Raw genomic sequence first — 25,787 nt, 5'->3', positions numbered from 1 at the left:
AGGTTTATGATTTTAAAACTGTTGGATGAATTTCTGAAAATTAAAAATGGCATTACCTTTTTTTTATGTTTGTTGTTTTTTATCACATTGAATGCTCAGGAAAAATCATTCATTAAAAAGATAGCATCGAGTTTTGAACAACGACAAATACGAAAAGATTCCTTAATTAATGCAGGTAGGCCATTTTTAAGCATTTTTGCAGGTCCAGGATACACACCAGAGGCAGGTTTGTTAATAGGAGGTGGTATATTATATACATTTAGTACCGATCCAAATAACCCAAACCTGCAAAGATCTTCTATTCCTCTTATGGGGAGTATTAGTACTCGAGGTAATGTGGGTTTGAGTTCTGTAATAAACACTTTTTGGCTGGAAGATAAGCTTAGAGCAAAATTAATAGCAAAGTATTCTAATGTACGTGATGATTATTTTGGAATTGGGTACAATACGAATGAAAGTATTGAAAAAGGAAAAGAAACATCAACATACAATCGCACATTACTTTGGCTTCAACCAAAAATTGATGTTAAATTGATCCCTAATTTATTTGTTGGCTTGTCTTACATTTATAGTAGGTTTAAGGTTAAAGATACTAACGAGATTATGGGTAATGACCCTAATTTTATTGCTTTTGGAGACATTATCAATGAATCGGGGTTAGCTTATAATTTAACCTATGATAGCCGTGACGTTATTGTAAATGCTTATCGTGGTATGTATGCTAATTTATCTTATTATAAGCCATCAACTAGTTTTGGTGGAAATCAAGATTATGAAGTATATGAGTTAGACTTACGTTATTACCAAAAATTAAATAGGAATGGAAATACATTGGCTTTTAGAGCCTACGGAAGACATGCGGTTGGCCAAGTACCCTATAGTGGTATGACACTAATAGGAGATACAGGTTTACTAAGAGGGTATTTAAATGGTCAGTACAGAGATAAAACAGGTGTGGTAGCTGTTGGTGAATGGCGTTATATGTTTTTGAAAAAAGACGGACAAACAAGTAAAAGTGGTATTGCAACTTGGCTGGCTTCAGGTGCTGTTGCTGAAAATTTCCGTGAATTAGATCATTGGTTGCCAAATGCAGGTGTTGGATATCGATTAGAATTACAGCCAAGAATGAATTTAAGAATAGATTTTGGAATTGGTAAAAACAGCTCTGGATTGTATTTTAATATGACTGAGGCTTTTTAAAAAAAAAAATTATGAAAAATAAATATATTCAATATGTAAATAGTATTGTATTTGTACTTTTTTTAGGTATTTTAAGTCCTTCTTCATTTGCTCAAGAAAAAGAAAAAAAGGATAAAAAAGTAAATTTTGCAGCTATTCCAGTAGTTAATTATAGCAATGCCACAGGGTTTAGTTTGGGTGCAATGGGGCAGGTTTTTTATAAGGTAAGTAAAACTGATACTATTTCCCCAGTGTCTTCATCTGGAATTTTTGGAATGTATACTACAAACGGCACTTGGTTTGGTGCCTTGTTTCAACGATTGTACCTTAATGAAGATAAGTGGCGGATTTTAGCAGCTGTTGGTGCTGGAAATATCAATTATCAATACTTTCAGGAAATTCCTGTTTTTGGAGGTAGTTTTATTGGTTATAATACCAAAGCAGATTTTGCAGCTCTTAAAGTTGAACGAAAAATTGTTGGGAAGCTTTACTTCGGTGTGATGGGTGTGTATTCAAATTCTAAATTAACCTTTGACCTTCCAGAATCAATAGATCCAGAGCTTCTAACTAGCTATTACAGTATGAATTCTTTAGGGTATACTTTAAATTTAGATGAACGAGATAATCAGATAAACCCGTTTAAAGGTTACAACATTTCTTTCAAAAATAATTTTTATAGGGATTGGATAGGAAGTGATAATAAATTTGAATCTTACAATATCACTTACAATCATTTTATTCCTATTAAATCTTCAAATGATATTATTGCGGCACGTTTTCATGCAGCTGTTTCAACTGGTGATGTACCTTTTCAAGGGCAGAATGTAGTTGGTCAAGATGATATTAGAGGTTACACAAAAGGGCGTTATCGTGAAAACCAAGTATACGCCTTACAAGCAGAATACCGCCACCGTTTTAAAAATAAATTTGGAGCTGTTGCTTTTTTAGGCCTAGCTACTGCAGTTGAAACAATTTCTGATTTAGACAATGCCCCATTATTAGCAGGTGGAGGTGTAGGTGTTAGATATATGGTTATTGAAAAAATGCGTATTAATATTGGTTTGGATGCAGCCCTTGGAAAAGATGATTGGGGGATTTATTTTAGAATTGGAGAGTCTTTTGGGCGTTGATAAATTGTGATTGATTTTACTTTAGCTGTTAATTTATTGAATTATGTATGTTATTTCAAATCTGAAATAAATATGTAATTTATTGTGATTGTAATGATAGTAGCTACCCTTTTAAAAAACGGCTTTAAATAAAATAGCACTTTATTTATGAGCTTGTCTAAATAATAATTTCAGTAAATTTTGGGATGATTTGGATTTAAATGTGTTAAAATTTAAAAATGATCTTCAAAATGAGGAAACCCGTATAAAATCTATAAAATGAATAGTTACTTTTGATACTGCTATAAGTAGCGGATTTAAAACATTTATTAGATTTAAAAAAAAATACTATGTTTCAAAAAGTATTGATAGCTGAAGATATGGACTATATAAACAGCGGAATGAAGTCAGAACTAAGTAAACTTGGCATTGCTGAAATTGATAATATTCAATATTGTGATGAAGCGTTGATGAAACTTAAAAGAGCAGCTATGGATGGTTGTCCATACGACTTATTAATAAGTGATTTATCATTTGAAGAAGATGGTAAAACACAAAAACTTACATCGGGTGAAGCATTGGTAGCAGCTGTTAGAAATGAATTTCCAAAATTAAAAATTATTGTCTTTTCAATAGAAAACAGATCGTTTACAATACAAACCTTAATTAATAGATTTAAAGTAGATGCTTATGTTTGGAAAAGTAGGGATGGATTGCGAGAGTTGAAAAAAGCAATGCAGCAAATTTACAATTCAGACAGCCCTTACATTTCTTTACAATGTTCATCTGCAATATCTAAGAGCAATGCCGTAGAAGTTACTGAACACGATTTATTTATGATAAACGGTCTTTCTAAAGGCTTTTCTCAAGAGCAGGTTAGTGATGAATTGCAAGAGCGTAAATGGAAACCTTCGAGTATTAGTTCTGTTGAAAAAAGATTGAAATTTTTAAAAGAACATTTTAATGCTAATAATACAGCTCATTTGGTTGCAATAGCCAAAGATTTAGGACTTATTTAGTAAAATTTATTTTTTGATTTTACGGAAACCCGTAAACTATTTATAATTAAACAAACTACATTTGTATTGTGAATTGGGGATGTTTGCTATCATCCTGAAAAAGAAAATCAATATAAAACCCCTTAGAAATTTTTTATAGTTTTATTGTAGTACCATTTTAAATTTGATTTATAAATTTAAAAATAAGCAATGAATAAAATAAAATTTATATCGTTAGTTCTTATCGTTATTTTTATGATAAGCTTTTCGTTTGGGATGTTAACTTTGGTGCTGATAAAATGTTATTAATTTAGCCTTTTTGACAACTTTTAGTAAGCTAAATAACCTGTTGTCAAAAAGTCTAAATCAGTTTGTTTTTTGTATTCAATTTAAAATCAGTTAATTTTTAATTAAAAAAAGATTAAAAATACGATTATCCTGGGTCTTCAGGTTGGTCTGCTGATTGTGCGTGGGCCTTTTTAGGGTTTAAAATTAAAAAGGTTCCCATAGCTGTAAGCGCAGCGTATTTCCCCATTTTTTGTATAGCTTGTTTTCTTGTTATTTGATTTTTGTTGGGCTTGTTATGCATTTTTTGAATTAATTATCTAATAATTACTTTTTGAGTTTTATAAATAGCATTGCTTTTTATTTGTACAATATAAATACCTGTATCAAATCTAGAAACATCTATTTTATTGCTATTGGTATTTTGATCAAGGGTTTGAGTGAAAACTTTTCTACCTTGAATATCAAATAGGTTTAAAGTTGTAATATCTGTTAATTGTCCGTTAACAATAATTGTTTTTGGCAATGTGCTTGTGTAAACTACCAAGCTATTTAATTGTTGTTGTAAATCGTCAACAGCTAAAATTTCGGCAGGTTTTAAGTTTATAAAGAAACGTCCTGTTGTTGTTAAATCTTCGGTAGCAGTAAATGTGTAATTTTCATTGTTTAATAAGGTTCTTTTATTGGCTACATTGTCTTCTAAATACACAAATATAGCTTCAGACAAAGTTGAATTTGAAATGCTAACAGTTACTTGCTCCCCAGCAATAGCATTGATTCCAATAGGAATAAGAACATCAGATGCACTTTTGGTGTTTAGCGATTGAATTGCCATATCTCGTCCAATATTATCGTTGACTAAATGTGAATAAATGGCAAATTTAGGAGCAGATGAGCTATATACAGCAGCATCATAACCAGGGTCTAAACCTAAGGTTGAATTGTTATTAAAATAAAAATCTGTTTTATATAATTTTGAATCACTGGCAATTTGAAGTTTTAAATTTAGGTTTGTTTTATTGCTTTTTCCTTGAATAAAATCATCATTATCACCTATACTTCGCATTGCTGGAGTAAACTGAATATCACCACCAGTTTCAGTTTTAGAGGCAACAAAAAATCCTTGCCCTGGAGCGATTAAGGTATTAGCATCGGTATTTGCTAAATTGTAGATAGTCCAAATTCCACCTGTATCAGTAGCATTGTAACCGTAAATTGCTTTAGAACTATCTTCTAGCAGTCCTTGATTTGTGGTATTGTTTAAAAAACCATCAACACCATCGTTTATTTTTAAGTAAGAAGGGTATGGGTTTCCAATTAAATTCCATTTGCTACCACCAGCAGGACTTGTTAATGCAACTGTAACGCTACCTGTATTTACAGTTCCTGAAAAAGTAAATGAACCATTGTTGGTAGAACCAGAACGATAACCAACTCCCGGTATCAATTGAGTTGTATTTGAAGTATCCCAAGATTCATATGCAGTTGGATTGGTGTTTTTGTAAGGTCCAAAAAGCAGTGTGTTTCCAGCTACAACAGGTATATTAGAATTTGCAACTGCAAAATCATTAAAAGCTTGACCGCTTAAAGGAGCTGAAATTAAATCGTTCCCACGTGAAGAGGTAGTTGTGTTATTAATGTGACGTTTGTAAAGAACTGTTCCTGTAACAGTACCATCCACAATTAGACTTGAATATGCTGTAGAAGTAGACTCTAACGTTAATCCGTTAACAGCATCATTAATTGTAAGTGTTACACCAGAGTTAACAGTTAAACTTGCTCCAGAATTTACAGTTAATGTTGTACATACTGTATTTGAAGTAATTACAGCATTGCTAGCGTTTATAATTATTGGTGCATTTGTATTAAAACCACTTGGGTCCGCCGGAGACCAAGTTCCATTAAAAGTATAGGTAATACCTTCATCTATTGTAGCATCACAGTTATTGTCTAGTCCATCTGCTATTTCAGGTGCGCCAGGGTAAACAGTAGCTTTAGTATCATCACAATCTGTTATGGATAAAGCTGATAACGTATAACCAACTCCTGGACTTGCACATTGGTTTACAATAATTTGATTACCAAAATAAGTATCATTGTCATTATCAACTCCTAAATACCAAGGTGTTGTTAAACTATTTATTTCATCTGAAGACAATGCACTATTTGATACTACAAAAGCATCCATTTTTCCTATAAAAAAAGCGTCGTTTGTATTTTGAAAACTATCAGCACTACTTAATTTACCGCCAATACCACCATAACTTGCATGAGAAGTAACTGTTGCAGGAACTCCTGTTTCATTACTAGCAACTTCACTTGCATCAATATAAAGTTTATGGCTTGAACCATTATAGGTCATAGCTACATGATGCCATTTGCCATCATTTGGAAATGTTGCGTCAATAATACTGGCATTTGAATTAGAGTCTCTAACTACAGATTCCAATTTATTGCCTGAAAGTCTAACAGCGATTCCATTATTATTGCCTCCTTCATCAAAAATATTTTGATTACCAGTTAAATTACTTGGCTTGACCCATACAGCAATACTTCTTGAACTTGTGGCGGTATTTAAAAAATCATCGGGAGAACTAGAATTAGTTGCATACTGAATTGCTTCAGTACCATCAAAAACAATAGATTGATCACCATCTTTAAAGTCTGAAGAATCAAAAGAAATACCTGAAGATATTGGTATTTGTGGATGGTGCCCATTTCCTGAAACATCATTGGCATTGTTGGCAATATCAAAATCCCAAAATGCTTCAAAATCTGTTTTTAATATTGTTGTACAAGAAGATGAGTAACAAGCAGAATTTTGTATTTCAGTTTCTGATAATACAGCGTTGTATAGTGCTAATGCATCCATTTTACCTGTAAAAAAACTATCGCCAGAAGCACTTCCATATGCGTCTCCAGAAATAACACCTCCAATACCACCTGGACTAGAGTGTGTATCTAAAACACTAAAAGCGCTTGTGTTTGAATTAGCAAGTACACCATCTATATAAAGAGACAAAGTTGTGTTAGCTCCATCAAAAACCAAGGCAACATGATGCCAAGCACCATCAGAAGGAAAGCTAGCGGTCACATCTTCATCTGGATCTGTGTTGTTAGTTAACCTAGCTTCTATAGTAGCATTATTAAGTCTCAAGGCTAGACCATTACCACTTCCGCCTTCTTCGAAAATTTCTTGAGTACCAGATAATGATGAAGGCTTTATCCAAACAGTAATACTTCTCATTGTGGTTGCATCAGATAAAAATGCGCCATTACTATATTGAATTTCTGTTGAACCATCAAAAATAACAGATTGATCACCTTCTTTAAAATCAGAAGAATCATAAGTCAATGTGCCCGTAATTATATTTGGATTGTGATTATTTCCAGAGGCATCATCAGCATTGCTTGCAGTATCAAAATCCCAATAAGCTTCATAACCACTTGAAACTTGACAGCCATCAGTTGAATTAGGTGTTATATCAAGACTTACCGAAGTTGGTGTAGGCACTGTTGCACCTGTATCTCTAAAAGTTGGCAGAGGTGCATTGGTACTTGTTAAATGATTTTGCATATCTGCAATCATATCATTTGCAATATCTATAATTGCTGGATCTGTACTTGGTAATAAATTTGTAGTTTCGCTTATATCATTAATAATGTCATATAATTCATATTCTGCAGTTTCGTAGAAGTGGTGTAATTTATAATTTCCTTTTCTAATAACAGTAACGGGTTTTTGGGTACGTTTAGAATCAATTAAGTATCCAGGGAAATGCCAAAATAAAGATTCTCTTGTCATACTAGTTCCGTTTGTTAACATTTGCCATTGGCTTACGCCATCAATATCATAACCCACAGGAAGAGTTGCACCGGCAGCTTCAGCAAATGTTGGATATAAATCAAATGCAATAATTGGTGTTGTATTAACAGTTCCTTTATTAGCTAATAAATTTCCACCAGTCCAAGCTACAGTCACAGATCTTATTCCACCTTCATAATATTCTCCTTTCATACCCCTTAAAGGTCCATTTTCTTGAGTGTTTTCAGCGCCACCATTGTCTGAAATAAAGTATATTAATGTATTGTCTGCTAATTTATGTCCTGGATTTCTAGGGTCATCAGTATTTTTTAAATAATTGACTAAAACGCCAATACTTTGATCCATACCTTCTAAAATAGCGGCCAATCCAACATTGTTATGCCCCATTGCACTTGGATTTGTAGCCTTTTTTGATTGATACTTTGCCAATAAATCAGGACGAGCGTGTTGGTTAGCTGTAGGACTGTGAATTGCAAAATTACTAAAGTGCATAAAAAATGGATTGCTATTGTTACCATTCATAAAATCTAAAGCAGCCAAAGTTATAGCATCTGTAACATGTTTTGTAGTACCACTAAGAGATGTATTGCCCGCTCCAAGTATGATTTCAGACTCTGCAGATGTGTAAGGTGCAGCATAAGGATCTAAATCTGTTCCTTGTATATTACTATGCCATTTCCAACCTCCTGAATTTGAAGCATGATAAACACCAGGTGTTCCCGCTGTACCTCCACCGTAATTTTTGTCAAAACCTTGGTCAGTAGGGGCATTATTAGAAACGTTTGTATTTTCATTTTCACCCATATGGTATTTACCAAAATGTGCTGTTGCATATCCCGCAGTTTTCAAGGTTTCTGCAATGGTAATTGCCGAGGCTGGAATTTCGTCTATGTTGTTGTTTCCTGATAATCCCATAGTAGGTCCTATCAAAGTTGAATTACTACTATCATTCCCTCTATTTAAGTCATAAACATTAAAAACATTATTTGTTGGTCTTGCGGCATATTGTCCACTTAATATAGCAGCTCTTGTAGGTGCGCAATTTGCCCCATTAACATAGGCGTGCGGAAATGCAATGCCCTCACTGGCTAAAGTTTCTAAATTTGGTGTTTCATAAAAGTCACTTGGATTATTTAAATTGGTTAATCCTGTACTTGTTTCAGACCATCCCATATCATCAGTAATAATTAAAATGATATTAGGTTTTCCTTGAGAAAATAGGTTGTTGAAAAGTAAAATGAAGAATAAAAAGGCTAAGGTAATTTTTGATTTCATAAGAGGGATTACTACTTTTTTTAAAAAATTATTTTGGCAAATATATCATATTTTATGAATTAGCCTCATAATTGAGGAAATAATGCAAATGTTTGTTTGATTGGTATAGGATTTTTTACAATAAATTAAAATATTTGTTATATATCTATAAAATAGTTAATATTGTAAATTATAGAAACCCCTCATTTTATGCAAACAACAAATATTCGTCAAAAATTTCTTGTGTTTTTATGTCTATTTTATAGTTCTATATTTTTTTCACAAGATTTTAAAATTCAGCACATACAAGACGATATACCTAATACTGGCGGTACAAATACAAGTTTTGTAGCAGTCTCTTCACTTACAAATGCATTTGCGCTACCAACAAATAATCGTAAAACGCACGCAGGAAGATCAGATTTAAATACTGGTGCTCTTGAAGGTGATGATATGGCAGGAGCACGTGTTTTAACAGGAACAGGTACGCTTAGTTATTATAGAGAAGCAGGTTCTATAGCCAATAATATGCGTTTTAATACTGATATCTGGGAATACACCGGAGCGGTAGGTGGTGTAAATGAATTTATTGTTAGAGGACGATACTCAGCATCTTTAGATGGTGTTAATTTTGTAAATATAGATGTGTCAGGAGCTGGGATTGTTTCACCAAATAAAGTTGTTCCAATAATTACTGGAATAATGAATGATGATACAGTTGATGGCGCTGATTCTGCTACAGGAATTGCACATTTGACCTCAAGTACTAACCTAATTGTAAGAAAAGGAACTACTTCAAATAAAGTTATTATTTACATAACACTGGTAGAATTCACAGGATCTAATTGGAATGTCTTACATGGCGACAGTTCGTCTGATTTGGCAACAGGGTCAATAACTCTATATGACGGGTATGATGCAACTGGAACAGTTACTAATGTGAGTGATTGGGGAAACTCAATAATTTTAACACAATCAAAAGCAGAAACAGCTGCTTCTGGAGGAGAGTCTGAAAAAATAAGAAGTCAGTGGCCTATTATGGCTCCTGGAGCTGATAATCAAACTGTAGATTGGGAATTTGATGGATCGCGATCAGCAACAGGCAATACAAACAGACATTTTATCCATGTTTTAAATAATCCTGATATTACTGTAACTCGCTTTACAGATGCTATCTATGCAAATGGCGAGACTACGATTGATATTTCATCGGCAGGATTATCAGATTTAGCACAATCTTCAATTATTGGTAGTTTTATTACTGCAGGTAATGGAACTGGTTACGCACAAGGTTTTAGAAACTATTATTTAAAATCTAAAACAGAGGCTGCCCATTGGTGTGCAAAAGACGGTAATTCTTTTGGTGTATCTCATAATATTCAAATTATTGATTTGGCTAACTCAATTCGTCCTGGTGGTGTTGCTGGAAAGATTCAACTATGGGTTAAAGCAAATAAAGGAGTTGAAGTAACTGCGGGCAATCCGGCATCAGAGAGTGATCCCGTACTAAATTGGTTAGACAACACCGTTAATGCTAATAATGCCATTCAAACTACTGGAGCAAACAAACCTATTTTTACTGAAAGCGGCATTAACTTTAATCCAATGCTTAATTTTGACGGTGTTGATGATATTATAAAAACAAGTTTATTAGCTAGTAGTGCTGATGTAACTGCATTCACAGTTTCTGAAGGACTTAGTGCTAGTGGGCAAAAACAAGTGTTAAATATAGCTGATACTTCAGGGGATAATATTCTTTTAGAATTTTCAGACGCAACACCTACATTTAGAGCAAGAATGAATGGAAGTGGTAATTCAGGAGTAGTAACAACAACAACTGTAGCTAATAATATGCCATTTATTGCTAACTATAGTTTGGTTTCAAACTCAAATTCAGAGCTTTTTATCAATGGAGCTTCCGTTGGTTCAGCTACTACAGTTACATATAATGCACCTAGTCCATTTGCTGCTATTGGCGGACATCCATCAACTCCAAGTAAAGGGTGGAACGGTGGTATTGCTGAAATTTTGATTTTTAACGAAAAATTGACACCTGTAAATAAAAGTAAAGTAGAATCATATTTAGCAATTAAATATGGTATTACATTGGGTGTTAATGGTACATCACAAGATTATGTAGATTCCGATAACAGGGTTATTTGGGATCAATCGGAAAACGTAGGATTTAATTATAATGTAACTGGTATAGGGCAAGATGATACTTCTGAATTAAGTCAAAAACAGTCAAAAACAATCAATACTTTAGATGATATTACCATTGGAATCAAAGAGATTGCAGTTACTAACAAACAAAATACAAATAATTTTTTTGGAGATAAAACCTTTTTAATTTGGGGGCATAATGATGGCGATGAAACATCAACAAGAACTATTACAAAAGATTTTAGCGCAGGAATAACTGGTGTAACAACAACTGTATCAGCAAAGGCAATCAATAGAACTTGGAAAATGGTAGTTACAGATTCTGTACCCACCGTAAAATTATCAATTCCTAAGGCTATGGTATCTAGCGCATATTCAACTGGAGAAAATTATATAATGATTGTAGCTGATGATGCTTTATTTACAACCAATGTAACATCTGCAACTATGAAAGATAAAGGTTCAGATTTAGAAGCAGATTGGTATTTTGAAGGAACTAAATACATCACATTTGGATCAACTCCTATTTCTGCTGAGTTTTCTAGAGCAGTTTCCTTTAATAGAAGTGATATGTATCTTTCTGCGGGTAATGTAAACAATTTGGCAAATACAAATTATACGATTAGTGCTTGGGTAAAAAGAAGTCCCGGAGCCGGTAAATTTGATGTGGTTTCCAAGCGTAATTACTTTGGTGAAAACACAGACTTAGAACCAGGAGAAGATAAGGACGGATACTATAATCACGGGTATGCTTTTAGAATAAATAAAACCAATCAGTTTAGAATGGTATGGCGTGACCCAGATGATACAGTTAATCAAATTATGCAAACATCAGCAACCATTCCTGAAAACGAATGGCATCATATATGTGCAACATATGATTCATCAGTAGGTCTTAATGGTACAACAAGTTTATATATTGATGGTTATTTGGAAGATAGTGACGATACTTTAAATCCTATGAATGTACCTTCAGATGCTCATTTTATGATTGGAGCCGCGCACCATATTAAAAGACAGCAAAAATTAGACGGTAGTGTTGATGAAGTACGTGTTTGGAATGTAGCTTTGTCAGGTGATCAGATTCGCTATATTATGAATCAGGAAATAATAGAAAACGGTGCCCTTGCAGATGGTAAAGTTTTACCTTCGGCAACCACTAAAAATGAAATAATATCCATACCATGGGCAAATTTAATTGCTTATTACCCAATGAGCAGATTTGTTTTTGGTAGTGTTAAAGACGAATCAAATAGTGGGCATGATGCTTCCATGATAAACTATGATTTTGTTGATGCTCAAACAGCACCGCTTCCATATAAAACCATTCAAGATGGTGCTTGGGACGATAAAAATACTTGGTTGAATGGAAATGTACAATATCTTCCTGGGGTAGATTCATATTTAGATGCATTAGAAACAATAGATTATAATATTGTACAAATAGACCATGATGTTACTTTAGACAACTCAAATACAACTTTAATTCCAGCAAGCAGAAACGGAAACAGAACAGTTTTAGGCCTTATTGTTAATGCTGGAGGAAAGCTTCAGGTAGATGGAATTACTGATATTTCAACTGGAACAGGAACGGGTTATGGGATTACGGTTTCTCATTATTTAAAATTAGACGGCACCATTGATTTGGAAGGTGAGTCTCAATTGATTCAAACTGTAGATAGTGATTTAGATAAAAATAGTTTAGGTGTTTTAGAGCGTGATCAACAAGGTACAGCCAATAAATATTCATACAATTATTGGGGATCGCCAGTAGGTGCAACCAAAATATCAAAGGATATTGCCATAAACGATTATAGTTATATCTTATCAGATGTTTTATATAGCGATTCTAACAATAAAGTTACTTATGTAGTAGGTTATAATTATGATGGATCAGTAGTTGGTACAACTGTTAAAATAGCGGATTATTGGATTTGGAAATTTGCAAATAAAAAAGCAGGTACCTATTCTGAATGGCAACATATGAGAAGTACTGATACTATTTATGCTGGAGAAGGATTTACAATGAAAGGAGTAGGGACAGGTAATGTTAAAACTTTTCAAAACTACGTATTTAGAGGTTTGCCAAACAATGGTAAAATAACTGTAAATGTGAGTGAAAATAACCAATATTTAGTGGCAAATCCTTATCCGTCAGCGATTGATGCTTTTAAGTTTTTAGCGGACAATTCCCCAACAGGAACCGGTTCATTATCAAATGGAGGACTTTATTTTTGGCAGCAGTATAAAGGAACAAGTCATATTTTAGCTGAATATGAAGGTGGTTATGCAACTTTAAATTTGGGTGGAGCTGTTCCTGCAAATGTACCAGCTTCAAGTATTAGTTCAAACAAACCTACCTTGGCAGATTTAAAAACACCTGGGCAATATATTCCTGTTGGTCAAGGCTTTTTTACTGAAAGTGGTGGAGCAGTTAATGCTAATATTGAATTTAACAATAGTCAACGAATTTTTATTAAAGAATCAGATGAGCGTCCTTTAGATACAATTTCAATTTTTATGAAACCGGGTAGTACAAAATCAAAAGCAGCTGCTAGTGTAAAAAGAGGAGATGTTCGTCCAAAATTCAGGTTGGGATTTGAATCGCCTCAAATGGGGCATAGACAAATTTTGTTAACCATTGATCAAAATACAACCGATGGAGTAGATTGGGGTTATGATGGTGAAATTAATGGATTAGTAGCCGATGATATGTTTTGGAATATACAAAATAAGAAATATGTAATTCAGGGTTTGCCTGATGCAAATATAGATAGAGAAGTGCCGCTAGGTGTTATTATGGGCAAGGCTGGCATAGCTACTATAAAAATTGACGATTTGGAAAATGTAGATGAAAATGTTGAAGTTTATATTAAAGATGCTTTGTTAGGAACCACTACTAAAATTAACAATCAGCCATTCGAAATTAATTTAGAAGCTGGTACTTATGTAGATCGTTTTTCTATGGTATTTGCACCACAAAATACTTTGGATCTAGAAGAAACTATTTTAAAACAAGGTTTGTTGGTGTATATGGATCATAATACCGATGAGATTCAAATAAAAAACACAACACAAGCAGTTTTAAAAAGTATCAAGTTGTATAATAGTTTAGGACAATTACAACAAGTTTGGAATGGTAATTTAAATGCGCCTAGTTTGACTTTACCAATAAATAATTTAGCAACAGGTATGTATTTGGTTCAAATAAATACAACTACAGGGTCTATTGTTAAAAAAGTAATTATTGAATAGTTGTTTATAGCAACTGATTAGAGTATTTAAAATTACTTTATAAGGTGTTATTTGAAACTAGTTTTAACAAAGTTATTTTAAGTGCTAATTTACTTTTGTTCACGTTGCTAATTTATATTTATTGGTCTTTAAATTGTTTACAATTATTAAATCAAATAGACTTTTGATCTTTTTATATTAAGGGTTTTTTAGTAAGCTAAATAACCTGTTGTCAAAAAGTCTAAATCAGTTTTTTTGGTATTCAATTTAAAATCAGTTAATTTTTAATTAAAAAAGATTAAAAAAACTATTATCCTGGGTCTTCAGGTTGGTCAGCTGATTGTGCGTGGGCTTTTTTAGGGTTTAAAATTAAAAAGGTTCCCATAGCTGTAAGCGCAGCGTATTTCCCCATTTTTTGTAAAGTATGTAAACCTGCTTTTTATTAATTCATTGAATGGTTGTTGAATTATTTTTAAAGCGTTGATAGCAACATTCTTTTTTACATTTAATGCTTTATTCAGCATAAAAAGTATAATCGGTATAGCCTTTTTCAACGGTATCCGAGTAAAAGGTGTCGGCATCCCAATTGGCTAAAGGTGCATTTTTTTCAAATCGTTCAACTAAATCAGGATTTGAAATAAATAATTTTCCATAAGCAACCAAATCAGCCAAACCAACTTCAATAATTTATTTCTTTTTTTCTGATTGAAATTGTTATTTATAATAAGGTTTCCGTTATATAATGGGGGACTTTATATTATTGTTTAGGTTAATTATTAAAAATATGATATTTATCATATAAATAGTATATATTTACAACCTATGAAAAAAGTTTCTTGATGCTTTCCACGAATGTTTTGAGTTGATATTAGACAAATTTTTATATAAATCAATTCAAAAAAAACAAAAATTGCTTTTAATAATTGCCTTAAGTTTTAGTGTTATTTACCAGTACCAATTAATATTATTCAAAATTTTTTAATATGAAAATAAAAATACACCATTTAATTATTCTTTCCATTTTTAGTGTAATCATTTCAAGTTGTAATTTTGAACTTATAGAATCTGAAGATGCTGCTGTTATTAAAGAAGAACCATTGGTTACAAAAACAGGAGGTGTTATAAATGGGATTTCAGAAGAAACCTTAAATTCAATTCCAGTTGATTTAGGTGAAATTGGCGTTTCTGTAGATACCAGAATGTTGGCTATTTATGGTTATAAACCTACCAAAATAGCTGTGGCAGTAGGTGGTGGACTTGGTGTTTATTCTCAGCAGGATATTGTTGTTAATCAATACACTCATATTGCAGTTTTTAAACTTAAGCGAGAAAATCTTACAGATGCAGAATTGAAAGAGTTTAGTAATGGTGTGCCAATAACAGTAACCGTATTTGATGATAAAGGGGTGAAATTAGAAAATAAAATTATTTCTAGATACATTATCAATGCCATTGCAAGAACATTAAAAATAGACCCAACATTGCCAAAAATTGTAAAACCTTTGGAATTTAATCCGGAGAACGATCAATATATTCAATTAGCAACAGATTATATGTCTTTAGGTATTCTTAATTATACTGATGGCGATGATCAGTATGTAACTCTTACCAATTATAATAATAGGGTTTTTAAGATTGTTAAGACTTCAACCTTTGCAACAGATTCCTCATACCATATAATAAAAGAAGTACAGCCTTCGTGTCAGTGCGGCCCTATGAATGTTCATTTTGAAGCAGATCTTTATAATAAATTTGGTAACAATGATGTTGCAGAACTTTACTGGAGTAACGACTATGGGAAAACTTGGTATCTTCCTGAGGCAGATAAGTTTGTTTTTGAACAAACAGGAAGAGGTACAGTAAAAATAAAACCATTAGGTTCAAACACTTATTTAAGTTCAAATTTTGAGAAACATTATAGTGGTAATACTCCTACTTTAAAGACTTATACATTATTTTTTGATGATGATTCTAAAAATGATTTAGAATTTAAAATTTTTACAGCGAATATTTCTTGGGAGTTTACCAATTTGGGAACAAAATATTCACCAGCCATCATTCCGCCTACAAAAATGGATTTTGCTTTTCAGCAAACCATCTTAAATTGCTCTAGTGCCACCGGAGATTATGAAGTGGGTGTTACAAGGTCTGAAAAGAAAACCACCAGTATGTCATATGAAGAGAGTATCAACCTTTTTTCATCAATATATGGTAAAAATGAAGAGACTGTTGAGGTTTCTGCCGATACAGAATTGTTTGGTATTGGTATAGAAGCTAGTGCTTCAGGTACCCTAACTACAGAATTTACTACAGAATTTGGTAAAGAGAAAATAGCCAATAAAGGCGAAGTCTTTTATGAGTCTCAAGAAGTGTCGTATAATAGAAAGGTAACGGTTTTACCCTATAGTGCCATAGAAGTTTTTGATGTTATACAAAAGCTTGAAAATATAAAAATATCTTTTGTACAAAGATATATCATAAGAGGTGCTGTAAACCAAAATTATTTATCAGGATCTGAAATTGAATCGCAACTTATTGCAAATGCTTTTAATGGTGTTGTAACCGAAAGAGGCAGTGATTATATTGTTGTAAGTGTTAGGGGAGCTGTAAATATTGAAAATTATTTCGAATTTAACAATACCATGCACGATATTGTAAGTGCTTGCGAATAAAATAAGTAATTAACTCAATTTAAGTTTTCTTTTAAAAACAATTCCATTTTAATGGCAATTATTTTTTATATAAATGATTAAAATAAATATAAAATGAAAAATATACTATCCTTTTTATTGCTTATCTCTATTTTTACAAGTTGTACTTTTGAAGTAGTTGAAGAAACTAAGCCTACCTCTGGTGAGGTACTAGAGGATGATGGAGCAGGTATGGTGAGAATACAAGGTATTTCTGATGAAACCTTAAACAGTATACCTTTAAATGCCGGTGAAATTGGTATTGCCATTGATACTCGAAAATTAGCCGTTTTAGGTTACAAGCCAACAACTGTAAGTGTTATTGTAGACGATGCTGAACTAAGTAGCTTTACACAAACTAGTATTCAGGTAGATCAATATACGCATGTTGCTGTTTTTAAATTGTCTATAAAAGACCTTACAGAAACACAATTATTTAAATTTAGTGAGGGTGTACCTATTGAAATTGCTGTTTTAGATGCTACTAATGAAATTTTAGAAAAATTGTCTAGTACAAAATTTGTTGTAAGTAGTAATAATAATACCATTAAAATAGAAACCAAAAAACTACGAAAACCAATAGTAAATAAATTCAATCCTGACATTGCTTATTATTTGAAAGTTGAAAGTTATTTTGGTACATCATACCTTGGCCTTAAAAGTAATTCACCTGTGGGAGCGAGTGGTGTATTAGAAATGACACAAAATCTTTATGCTAATGATCCATCAAATAATTATAGTAAAATTCAAAAATTTTATTTTATTGAAGTAGAAGGAGAACCCAATGTTTTTAAAATTAAAACCGCATATGAGAATTCATATTTAGAGATCAATCTTAGAAATCTTAGATACAATAAAGACAACAAAGACAATCTTAACAGCCATAAATTTACTTTAGAACAAACGCCAGATGGTAAGATGAAAATTTTAGGAACAAATTTAGAAGCATTTTATTTTGTAGCAGCAGATATTAATTGGGAATTTGACGATTTAGGTACAGAATATTCTACAGCAATTATACCTCCATCGCAACAGGATTTTGCTTTCGACCAAACCATTAATAACTGTTCTAGCGCAATTGGAGAGTATTATGTAGGTACCAATAAGGAAGAATTTACAACTTCAAGTATAAGTTTTGAAGAAATTGCTAACTTTTATTCAAACTCTGTTAATACAAAATCAACTACTGTAAAAGCTGAAGCCGGCTGTGAATTTTTTGGTGTAGGAGTAAGTGTATCAGGTTCAAGTACTTCAGAAACAAGTTTTACAAGAGGTTTTGGAGCTGAATTATCATCAATAGAAGCACAAGAATATACCGATTCACAAATTGTTTCTTCAAATCGTAAAATTATAGTGCCACCTTATACTTCAATAGAAGTTTTTGATGTGATACAAAAATTAAGTAATGTACGCATACCGTTTGTTCAACGCATCTTGTTAAGAGGTACTGATGTTAAAGGAATACCATTAAGTGGTGCAGAAATTGAGTCTCAATTAATAGCTAATAAATTTGGAGGGGTTGTAGTAAAAGTAGATTCTGATTATGTTGAATTTAGTGTAAGAGGGACGGTTAAGGTTGCTAATTATTTCAAATATCAAAATACGGTGAATGATATAGTTGGAATTTGTAATTAAAAATAAAAACAGACAGATTTATAACGGACATTAGAGGGATTTATAAAAGTGTTTTCAAATGTAGATACAAGCTTTGATGAAAATAAAGTCTGCGGATAATTTTTGGTATACCATTTTTTGTAAATAATAAAGTGGCTGTCTTAAATGCATCAAAACTCTTTGTGCTGAATTGATGAAATCACATCCATTTTTTAAATAGGAATTCGTGAATCTATAATTTTAGCATCTTATTACGCTGTAAATTAACTATTATAAGAACCTGAATCAAGTTCAGGTTGACGAAAAGTTCACTTTTTGGATATCTTCTTTTATTTAGCAACGTAATCCAGAATGAAGATTTCTGAGTTCAATTCCATATAACCATTTTACACAAGTTTTAGAGCTATGCGCTTCTTAAAACACGCTTTTTATAACTCAAATAGGATAAATTATTGTTTATGATGTCTAATGCTTTATTCAGCATAAAAAGGATAATCGGTATAGCCTTTTTCACCGGTATCCGAGTAAAAGGTGTCAGCATCCCAATTGGCTAAAGGCGCATTTTTTTCAAATCGTTCAACCAAATCAGGATTTGAAATAAATAATTTTCCGTAAGCAACCAAATCAGCCAAACCAGCTTCAATAATTTTATTTCCTTTTTCCTGATTAAAATTGTTATTTATAATAAGGGTTCCGTTATACAATGGACGAAAATGTGCTGCTATGTTTTGTACCGCATATTTAACCTTAGAAACATCGGTAAAAGGTTCTGAAAGATGCACATAAGCAATGTTGTAATTGTTTAATTTTTTTATAACATATTCAAATAATGGAATGGTTTCTTCATCAACATCAATTCCGTGTAAATTGTGCATAGCAGGATTGAACCTTACACCAATACGATTTTGTGGAAAAATTTTGCTGATTTCATCTAAAACTTCAAAGAAAAAACGAGCCCTGTTTTCAATGTTTCCACCATAGGCATCTTTTCTTTGGTTAGCACATTTATTAAAAAATTGATGAAATAAATAACCGTTTGATGAATGAATTTCCAAACCATCAAACCCTGCTTTTTTTGCATTTATGGCGGCTTGTTTAAATGCTTCAACAGTGGTTTTTATATCGGCCAAAGTCATTTCTTTTGGTGTAACCGTATCTTTAAAACCATTGGGCGTAAAAGATTTTGAATTTGGATTGATGGCGCTGGGCGCCAAAGGCAACGCACCATTGTGAAAATCAGGATGAGAAACCCGACCAACATGCCACAATTGAATAAATATTTTACCATCTTTTTTATGAACCGCATCGGTCACATTTTTCCACCCTTTTATTTGAGATTCGGCATAAATTCCGGGTGTGTTTACATAGCCAACTGCTTGTTTTGAAACTTGTGAACCTTCAGTAATAATAAGACCTGCAGAGGCTCTTTGCGTATAGTATTTTACTTGTAAATTGCCTGGAGCATTTTCGTTATTATTACATCTAGAACGGGTCATAGGCGCAATTACCAATCTGTTTTTTAAAAGTAAATCTCCCATTTTATAAGGAGTTAAAAGCGCTTGAATATTTGTCATTGTCTTATAAATTAGCTTCTTGTAAATTTAACTAATATAATTTGAAGTATGAATTTTAGGAGTTTAAAGTTTCTAAAAACACTTTAACAGAAAGTTGTATAACAAGCAAATGAAAAAGGATAAATTGACTTTTACAATATGTTATTTAATAATACTTTTTTATAAATTTATGAAGCAGGTTTATATATCTATGATTCATTTATAAAAAAGAGTTGGTAATAATAAAATAATGTCTAGACCTTGCTTATAAAACGTCTGGACGTTAACTTATAAACGACTAGACATTTTATTTTAATTGCTAATTAATTAATCGTAATTATCAAGTAAATTGAGTATATTTCAATACAAATTAAAAATAGTTATTGATATCTTAAATTTAAACCAATATAAAATGGCATTACCTCTAAAAATTGTAAAGAAAAAAGACCCAAGAGACCTTACCAAACCTGAAAAATATTATGTAGCGACAAAGGCTACAGGTGAGGTTAATTTTGAAGATTTAGCAAGAATAACATCTGAACAATGTACCGCATCTGTTGCAGATTGTTACCTTGTTTTACTTGCTTTAGAACACAATATTAAAGATGCATTGAGTTTTGGTAAAATAGTGCGTTTTGGTTTTTTAGGAAGTTTTCAAATAAGTATTAGTTCTTATGGTGAAGATAGCAAAGAAGCTTTAGGCGTTAATTCTGTAAAACAGCGACGAATTTTGTTTAGACCTGATAAACGTGTTAAAACCTTTTTAAAAAAACTTACATTTAACAAGCAAGGTTTTAAAGATTAATTGACTTTACTTTAAAATTTGTTGAAGTTTTTAAAATTCATAGTTGCATGTTGGTACTTTTATAAAGTTTGTTGCATTTTGTTAAATGCTAAAAAACAAACACACATTATATGAAGCACAGTGCTAATATTTTCTTTTGATTTTGTTTTTTTATTGGATAAAATTAAGTTTGCTTAAATTGACAATAGGATAAATTAAATATTAGTATATCTAGACAAATATACGGGTTAAACTTTTTGCTTGTTTAGATAAAAGTAAGCAGTAGTTGATGCTAAAACCAAAAAAAATAGAATGAATAAAACAATATTTGAAATTACCAAAATGGATTGTCCTTCAGAGGAAAATCTTATACGGATGAAATTGGATGGAATTTCAAGCATTGTGAATTTAGATTTTGACATTCCCAATCGAAAATTAACTATTTTTCACAACGGAGCAATTGACCAAATTGAAAAGTCTGTTATTGAGTTGAATTTAGGAGGAAAGAAAATATCAACTGAGCAAACAGCTCAAACAAACTTTAAAGAAAATAAAAATCAGAAAAAACTACTTTGGTCTGTACTTGTAATCAATTTCACTTTTTTTATTATAGAAATAACAACAGGGATAATTTCAAAATCTATGGGACTTGTTGCAGATAGTTTAGATATGCTTGCAGACAGTTTTGTTTACGGAATTAGCCTGATTGCAGTTGGTGGAACATTAATTAAAAAAAAGAAGATTGCGAAACTTGCGGGATATTTTCAAATTTTACTTGCCATTATTGGATTTGTAGAAGTATTAAGGAGATTTTTTGGAGACGAAAAACTTCCTAATTTTTCAACAATGATTGTTGTTTCATTTTTTGCCTTGATTGCGAACGGAATTTGCCTTTATATTTTACAAAGTTCAAAAAGCAAAGAAGAAGTGCATATGAAAGCAAGTATGATTTTTACCTCTAATGATGTGATTATCAATTTAGGTATAATAACTGCAGGAGTTTTAGTAAATTGGTTGAGTTCAAGCAAACCTGATTTGATAATTGGAACCATCGTTTTTGGTTTGGTAATTCAAGGTGCTTTTAGGATATTGAAATTGAGTAAATAATTGTAAAGCACCTGAAGTGTTTATCTTTGATGTAATTGTTTTATTGTGAATATTAACCAAATTAACGTTGTAAATGTATTTATAAATGATGCGTATAGTCTTAATTTCTTTTTTTTTTAATCCATTTTACTCAATTAAAATTTTACAGTATAATAGTACTTTTAGATAAATGATATTATCTTTGATAGTATCAAATGATAGTATCACAATGAAGCCGCCATACGAAATAACACCAAAAATATCCTTTGCGTAGGCAAGGTGGTATTTTTCAGATGCACAAATCTTATTAAAAGTCAACCTATTTTAGGATAATACAATGACAAAAAAACAAATATTATTAAAGGAAACGATCTATTTTGCAGGCGGCTGCCTTTGGGGTGTACAAGAGTTTTTAAAGCACCTGCCTGGCGTTGTTGAGACCCAAGCCGGTAGAGCCAATGGCGCTACAAAATCTACTAAAACAGCCTATGATGGTTATGCAGAATGTGTCAAAACTGTCTTTGATGCTAAGGTTGTTTCAATTGAAGATTTAATTCATTACTTTTTAGAAATTATTGATCCTTATAGTATCAACCAACAGGGGAATGATATAGGTGAGAAATATCGTACAGGCATTTACAGCGAGCATCAAAATCACCTTTTAAAAGCAAAAAATTGCATTGATAAAATTGAACAAAAATTAAACCTTCAAAATAAAACAACAAAAAAAATAGCTATTGAAATACTTCCTTTAACAAATTATATTCCAAGTGATGCAGAACATCAAGACAGGTTAACCTTACACCCTAATGACCATTCTTATTGCCACATTCCTTTAGATTTACTTCATAAGTATAAAAAAAATAACAACTAGTATTTAGTTGGGTAGCTGCAATTTTGTTAAGACAGTAATTTAAACTAAGAATATAAAAACCAATCTCAATCTGCTTTTAGGTTGTTAATTAACAGTGTGTTGGGTGTTTTTTTGTTTCTTTTATTGATGTATTCATTAACCGCAAGTGAAGCAAAAATAAGACTACCACCAATTAAAATCTTTTTAAGATCAGCCTCTTTATTCCATATAAGAAGGTTGACAATCAATCCTACTGGAATTAACGCATTGTTCATAATCGCTAACGAGCCTGTGTTTACCTTAACAACACCTTGGTTCCAAAAAAAATAACCTGCACCAGAAGCCACAGCTCCCAGGTATATTAATATTCCCCACTGTACAGATGTTGTTGGTAATTTTTCTGTTGAACCAAAAATAAAAAAAGCAATTAGAGACACTATAAATGCACCCATAAAAAACAATCCAAAAATGGTATACTTTGGTGTGCTTTCTAATTCGGGTATAGATTTTAACAAATACTTGTAAGCAACCTGACCAATAGCAAAGCAAAAGTTGGCACCTTGCGTAATCAAAAAACCTAAAAATACATTTTCACTAATGCTTGAGTATTGAATATAAGCAGCACCTAAAACAGCTATTAAAGCAGTGAGTAAATGCCCTTTATGAAATTGTTTGCTTAAAATATCGTTTAATAAAGTAATGTAAATGGGTGTAAATACACTAAAAAGCAATACTTCAGGCACAGTAAGAAACCTAAACGACTGGAAATAAAAACAATACATTAAACCTAATTGAACGGCACCTATTGCAGTAAGTTTTAAAATTGTTTCGGCCTTAATTTTTTGAAGTTTTAAAAAGGGTAAAAATAGCATTGTAGCGATACCAATACGTACCAATACTGAAAACCATGCATCAACATACCCAGAAAGATATACACCAATTAAGCTAAACGAAAAAGCCCAGATAATAGTAACGCCAAATAAATACCTCATAAATAAATTCTCAATCAAAAAATGAGGTAAAATAGTGCACAAACCTCTTATTCATTTAACTAAAATCTAAAGCGTTTTTTCAATATTTACGTTAAGTTCATTTTTCACAATGTTTATAACGCAGCCAATACAATATGTGTTATTGGTTGTGATTGCTAAAACCAATAAATGAATAACACAGCACAAAAAAACCTTTATTTAAAAGCGAATATATAAAATAATCTAAATTAAAGACCATGAATTTTAATTAATACTTTGGTTACAATTAACAAAGTACTTAACAAGAGCCGCTGTTAAATAGATGATGGAACAATGAAAAATAAAAAAATGAAAAAAGAATTGCCAAAACACAATCCAGTACAGTGTGTAAACTTATTTTTTTAGCAATTCATTAAATAAAATCGAATCATTTTTAAAAACGTTGAGATCAACATTCTCATTGATTCCTTCAATTTTTACCTGATCGCTGTATTGCCAAAAGTGCCAGTTACTGTCAGGTTGTTGTATGTTGTTATAATTTGCAATCCAAAGTCGGGGATAGTTGGTAAAAAAAGGATCTGTTTTTAAATGATGTTTGTAAAAACCATCGCTGGTATATATAATTGGTTTTAAGCCATAATGCATTTCTATTAAATTTAACCAGTTTTTGATGCCTTTCAACCAGTTTGATTTTGATTGAAATTTTGGAAGTTTTTCAATATCCAGCACAGGAGGGAGGTCGCCTTTTTTTAATTCAACAGTTTCAATAAATTTATTAGCTTGTAAAGTTGAATTTGTATTTGCCCAATAATAATGATAAGCACCTAAAGCGAAATTTTTATTGGCAGCATTTACCCAGTTAGTATCAAACAATTTATCTTCATAAGTACCATATGTTGCCCTTATAAAGACAAAATCAATTTTTTTTCCTGAATCAGGGTGTTTAACCAAATCCCAGTTAATTTTTCCTTGATGTTTTGAGACATCAATACCGTGAACCTCATATTTTTTAATATGCGGTTTTAGATATGGTTCTGTTGATGCTATTGCCCGATATATTTTTGGAGTAGCTTCTACGTAATTACGATAAACTTTCTTTAGGTAAACACCATTTGTTTTATAAATAAAAAGTCCAGCTGTTGATAAAATCAACAGGCAAAAAATTAAAAAAAAATGAAAGTAATTCTTTTTTCTACGGGAATGTTTCATAGAATTTGAACGTTATAATGTGCTTATTTTTAGCTTTTTATTGCTACTGTTTGTAAACATATTTATTTATGATATATGAAGTTACTGGTTTTAATTCTTTTCCAGTAATTGGGTGTGTACCTCTAGCATTGAAAAACTCTATTTCTCCTTTAACAGATTTTCCGTACCAAATAATTGGTTTGTTATTTATAAAGAATATGGTTGAATCATTAACATTGACTTTATTAAATTTTTCAATATTAATATCTGTTGGTTTTTGAATTGCAAATTGATTATCACAATTTACTTTTTCATAATGATTAAATTGCCAAATAACACAATCATCATTTTTGTTAGCCAAATAAATCTTATAAAAAGCAACAATTAGGGTTAAACTTAAAAGAGCGGTTAAGGAATAATTTAGCAATGTAATTTTTGATTTTTTTACATTAAAAAAGTTTGTTGCTTTATTTTGAGTTTCAAAAGCTAAAAAATGCTCGTAACCTAAATATTTAGAAATTAAGTCTTTTAATTCAATACTTGGTTCTCCTGCATTGTTTTCTTTTCCTTCAACATATTTATCATAATAACCTTTTATTGCTTTTGAGCTAATAAAAGATGGTTTTTTAAACTGGTTTTCTAAAATTTCTTCAACAAAATAAATGGCATTGCCATTCTTCGATTTTTTGTTATTTCCTATTTCATTTTCGAGTTTAACAAATAGTTGATGTAATAATTCTTTTAACATGAAGGCAAAATTAACAATTTCAAAATTATAAAATATTTGCAAGCGTGTTGGACAATATTTTCCAAAAATTGTCTATCAATTTTCCACAGAATAATACATAACCATCCCAATATTTGCCTCAGAATTAGCAAAAACTTAATTCGGTACAAATTAAGAATGTACATAAGCTAAATCTAAATGAAGCGCTAAAAGCAGTAAAGAAAACCGTTTTGGGAAGCAGTTTACCTTAACTGTTTTTAGACTTCATACTTC

The 25,787-nt window shown here is 31.6% G+C and carries 15 protein-coding genes and 1 pseudogene; 9 read left to right on the top strand and 7 right to left on the bottom strand.

What is annotated here, in order from left to right; genetic code table 11:
• Positions 1-6: 6 nt before the first annotated feature.
• From EC396_RS04410 to EC396_RS04400, 3 genes are all read left to right on the top strand, one after another.
• Positions 7-1,200, top strand: a complete 1,194-nt coding sequence (locus EC396_RS04410; protein ID WP_129365495.1) for a BamA/TamA family outer membrane protein — start codon at positions 7-9, stop codon at positions 1,198-1,200.
• 11 nt (positions 1,201-1,211) lie between these two features.
• Complete coding sequence (locus EC396_RS04405; RefSeq protein ID WP_129365494.1) at positions 1,212-2,309, top strand: BamA/TamA family outer membrane protein; 1,098 nt, start codon at positions 1,212-1,214, stop codon at positions 2,307-2,309.
• Between the two features lie 329 nt (positions 2,310-2,638).
• Positions 2,639-3,307 (top strand): response regulator transcription factor, encoded by a 669-nt coding sequence (locus EC396_RS04400; RefSeq protein ID WP_129365493.1) that lies wholly within the window; start codon positions 2,639-2,641, stop codon positions 3,305-3,307.
• A 412-nt stretch (positions 3,308-3,719) separates the two neighbouring features.
• Here EC396_RS04400 and EC396_RS17825 read toward each other — a convergent pair whose 3' ends face one another.
• Both EC396_RS17825 and EC396_RS04395 read right to left on the bottom strand, forming a co-directional pair.
• Positions 3,720-3,875 (bottom strand): hypothetical protein, encoded by a 156-nt coding sequence (locus EC396_RS17825; protein ID WP_164975203.1) that lies wholly within the window; start codon positions 3,873-3,875, stop codon positions 3,720-3,722.
• Between the two features lie 12 nt (positions 3,876-3,887).
• Positions 3,888-8,672: a LamG-like jellyroll fold domain-containing protein gene (locus EC396_RS04395; RefSeq protein ID WP_129365492.1), complete on the bottom strand. Its 4,785-nt coding sequence runs from the start codon at positions 8,670-8,672 to the stop codon at positions 3,888-3,890.
• Between the two features lie 189 nt (positions 8,673-8,861).
• Between EC396_RS04395 and EC396_RS04390 the strand changes: the two genes are divergently transcribed.
• Positions 8,862-14,069, top strand: coding sequence for a LamG-like jellyroll fold domain-containing protein (locus tag EC396_RS04390; RefSeq protein ID WP_129365491.1), 5,208 nt, complete (start codon positions 8,862-8,864; stop codon positions 14,067-14,069).
• A 492-nt stretch (positions 14,070-14,561) separates the two neighbouring features.
• On the opposite strand, the pseudogene EC396_RS04385 reads toward EC396_RS04390, so the two are convergent.
• Positions 14,562-14,794, bottom strand: a pseudogene (locus tag EC396_RS04385) (alkene reductase); the annotation flags it as partial.
• Positions 14,795-15,031: 237 nt separating this feature from the next.
• Here EC396_RS04385 and EC396_RS04380 point away from each other — a divergent pair.
• On the top strand, positions 15,032-16,720 hold the full coding sequence (locus EC396_RS04380) for a hypothetical protein (protein WP_129365490.1): 1,689 nt from the start codon (positions 15,032-15,034) through the stop codon (positions 16,718-16,720).
• A gap of 93 nt (positions 16,721-16,813) precedes the next feature.
• Positions 16,814-18,373 carry a hypothetical protein gene (locus EC396_RS04375; protein WP_129365489.1) on the top strand — a complete coding sequence of 520 codons (1,560 nt, stop codon included), beginning with the start codon at positions 16,814-16,816 and terminating at the stop codon, positions 18,371-18,373.
• 452 nt (positions 18,374-18,825) lie between these two features.
• Here EC396_RS04375 and EC396_RS04370 read toward each other — a convergent pair whose 3' ends face one another.
• Positions 18,826-19,926, bottom strand: a complete 1,101-nt coding sequence (locus EC396_RS04370) for an alkene reductase (RefSeq protein ID WP_129365488.1) — start codon at positions 19,924-19,926, stop codon at positions 18,826-18,828.
• A gap of 391 nt (positions 19,927-20,317) precedes the next feature.
• Here EC396_RS04370 and EC396_RS04365 point away from each other — a divergent pair, with 391 nt between their 5' ends.
• The 3 genes from EC396_RS04365 (at position 20,318) to EC396_RS04355 (ending at position 22,649) form a co-directional block, all read left to right on the top strand.
• A complete protein-coding gene (locus EC396_RS04365) occupies positions 20,318-20,710 on the top strand; it encodes a DNA-binding protein (protein ID WP_129365487.1) in 393 nt (130 codons plus the stop codon).
• A 291-nt stretch (positions 20,711-21,001) separates the two neighbouring features.
• Positions 21,002-21,796: a cation transporter gene (locus EC396_RS04360; protein ID WP_129365486.1), complete on the top strand. Its 795-nt coding sequence runs from the start codon at positions 21,002-21,004 to the stop codon at positions 21,794-21,796.
• A gap of 316 nt (positions 21,797-22,112) precedes the next feature.
• Positions 22,113-22,649, top strand: coding sequence for a peptide-methionine (S)-S-oxide reductase (locus EC396_RS04355; protein ID WP_129365485.1), 537 nt, complete (start codon positions 22,113-22,115; stop codon positions 22,647-22,649).
• A 65-nt stretch (positions 22,650-22,714) separates the two neighbouring features.
• On the opposite strand, the gene EC396_RS04350 is transcribed toward EC396_RS04355, so the two are convergent.
• From EC396_RS04350 to EC396_RS04340, 3 genes are all read right to left on the bottom strand, one after another.
• Complete coding sequence (locus tag EC396_RS04350; protein ID WP_129365484.1) at positions 22,715-23,620, bottom strand: EamA family transporter; 906 nt, start codon at positions 23,618-23,620, stop codon at positions 22,715-22,717.
• A 372-nt stretch (positions 23,621-23,992) separates the two neighbouring features.
• A complete protein-coding gene (locus EC396_RS04345; protein WP_164975202.1) occupies positions 23,993-24,751 on the bottom strand; it encodes a glycoside hydrolase family 25 protein in 759 nt (252 codons plus the stop codon).
• A gap of 100 nt (positions 24,752-24,851) precedes the next feature.
• Positions 24,852-25,535: a hypothetical protein gene (locus EC396_RS04340; RefSeq protein ID WP_129365482.1), complete on the bottom strand. Its 684-nt coding sequence runs from the start codon at positions 25,533-25,535 to the stop codon at positions 24,852-24,854.
• Positions 25,536-25,787: the final 252 nt, after the last annotated feature.

It is taken from the genome of Lutibacter sp. HS1-25, from assembly GCF_004121075.1.
Classification (GTDB): Bacteria; Bacteroidota; Bacteroidia; order Flavobacteriales; family Flavobacteriaceae; genus Lutibacter.
The sequence above is the reverse complement of the archived record's forward strand: the minus strand, read 5'-3'. Positions and strand labels throughout refer to the sequence as shown.

Coding starts and splice junctions, on each gene's coding strand:
- EC396_RS04410 (WP_129365495.1), top strand. CDS start 7: ATGATTTTAAAACTGTTGGATGAATTTCTGAAAATTAAAAATGGCATT.
- EC396_RS04350 (WP_129365484.1), bottom strand. CDS start 23,620: ATGAGGTATTTATTTGGCGTTACTATTATCTGGGCTTTTTCGTTTAGC.
- EC396_RS04395 (WP_129365492.1), bottom strand. CDS start 8,672: ATGAAATCAAAAATTACCTTAGCCTTTTTATTCTTCATTTTACTTTTC.
- EC396_RS17825 (WP_164975203.1), bottom strand. CDS start 3,875: ATGCATAACAAGCCCAACAAAAATCAAATAACAAGAAAACAAGCTATA.
- EC396_RS04340 (WP_129365482.1), bottom strand. CDS start 25,535: ATGTTAAAAGAATTATTACATCAACTATTTGTTAAACTCGAAAATGAA.
- EC396_RS04355 (WP_129365485.1), top strand. CDS start 22,113: ATGACAAAAAAACAAATATTATTAAAGGAAACGATCTATTTTGCAGGC.
- EC396_RS04365 (WP_129365487.1), top strand. CDS start 20,318: ATGGCATTACCTCTAAAAATTGTAAAGAAAAAAGACCCAAGAGACCTT.
- EC396_RS04370 (WP_129365488.1), bottom strand. CDS start 19,926: ATGACAAATATTCAAGCGCTTTTAACTCCTTATAAAATGGGAGATTTA.
- EC396_RS04380 (WP_129365490.1), top strand. CDS start 15,032: ATGAAAATAAAAATACACCATTTAATTATTCTTTCCATTTTTAGTGTA.
- EC396_RS04390 (WP_129365491.1), top strand. CDS start 8,862: ATGCAAACAACAAATATTCGTCAAAAATTTCTTGTGTTTTTATGTCTA.
- EC396_RS04360 (WP_129365486.1), top strand. CDS start 21,002: ATGAATAAAACAATATTTGAAATTACCAAAATGGATTGTCCTTCAGAG.
- EC396_RS04400 (WP_129365493.1), top strand. CDS start 2,639: ATGTTTCAAAAAGTATTGATAGCTGAAGATATGGACTATATAAACAGC.
- EC396_RS04405 (WP_129365494.1), top strand. CDS start 1,212: ATGAAAAATAAATATATTCAATATGTAAATAGTATTGTATTTGTACTT.
- EC396_RS04375 (WP_129365489.1), top strand. CDS start 16,814: ATGAAAAATATACTATCCTTTTTATTGCTTATCTCTATTTTTACAAGT.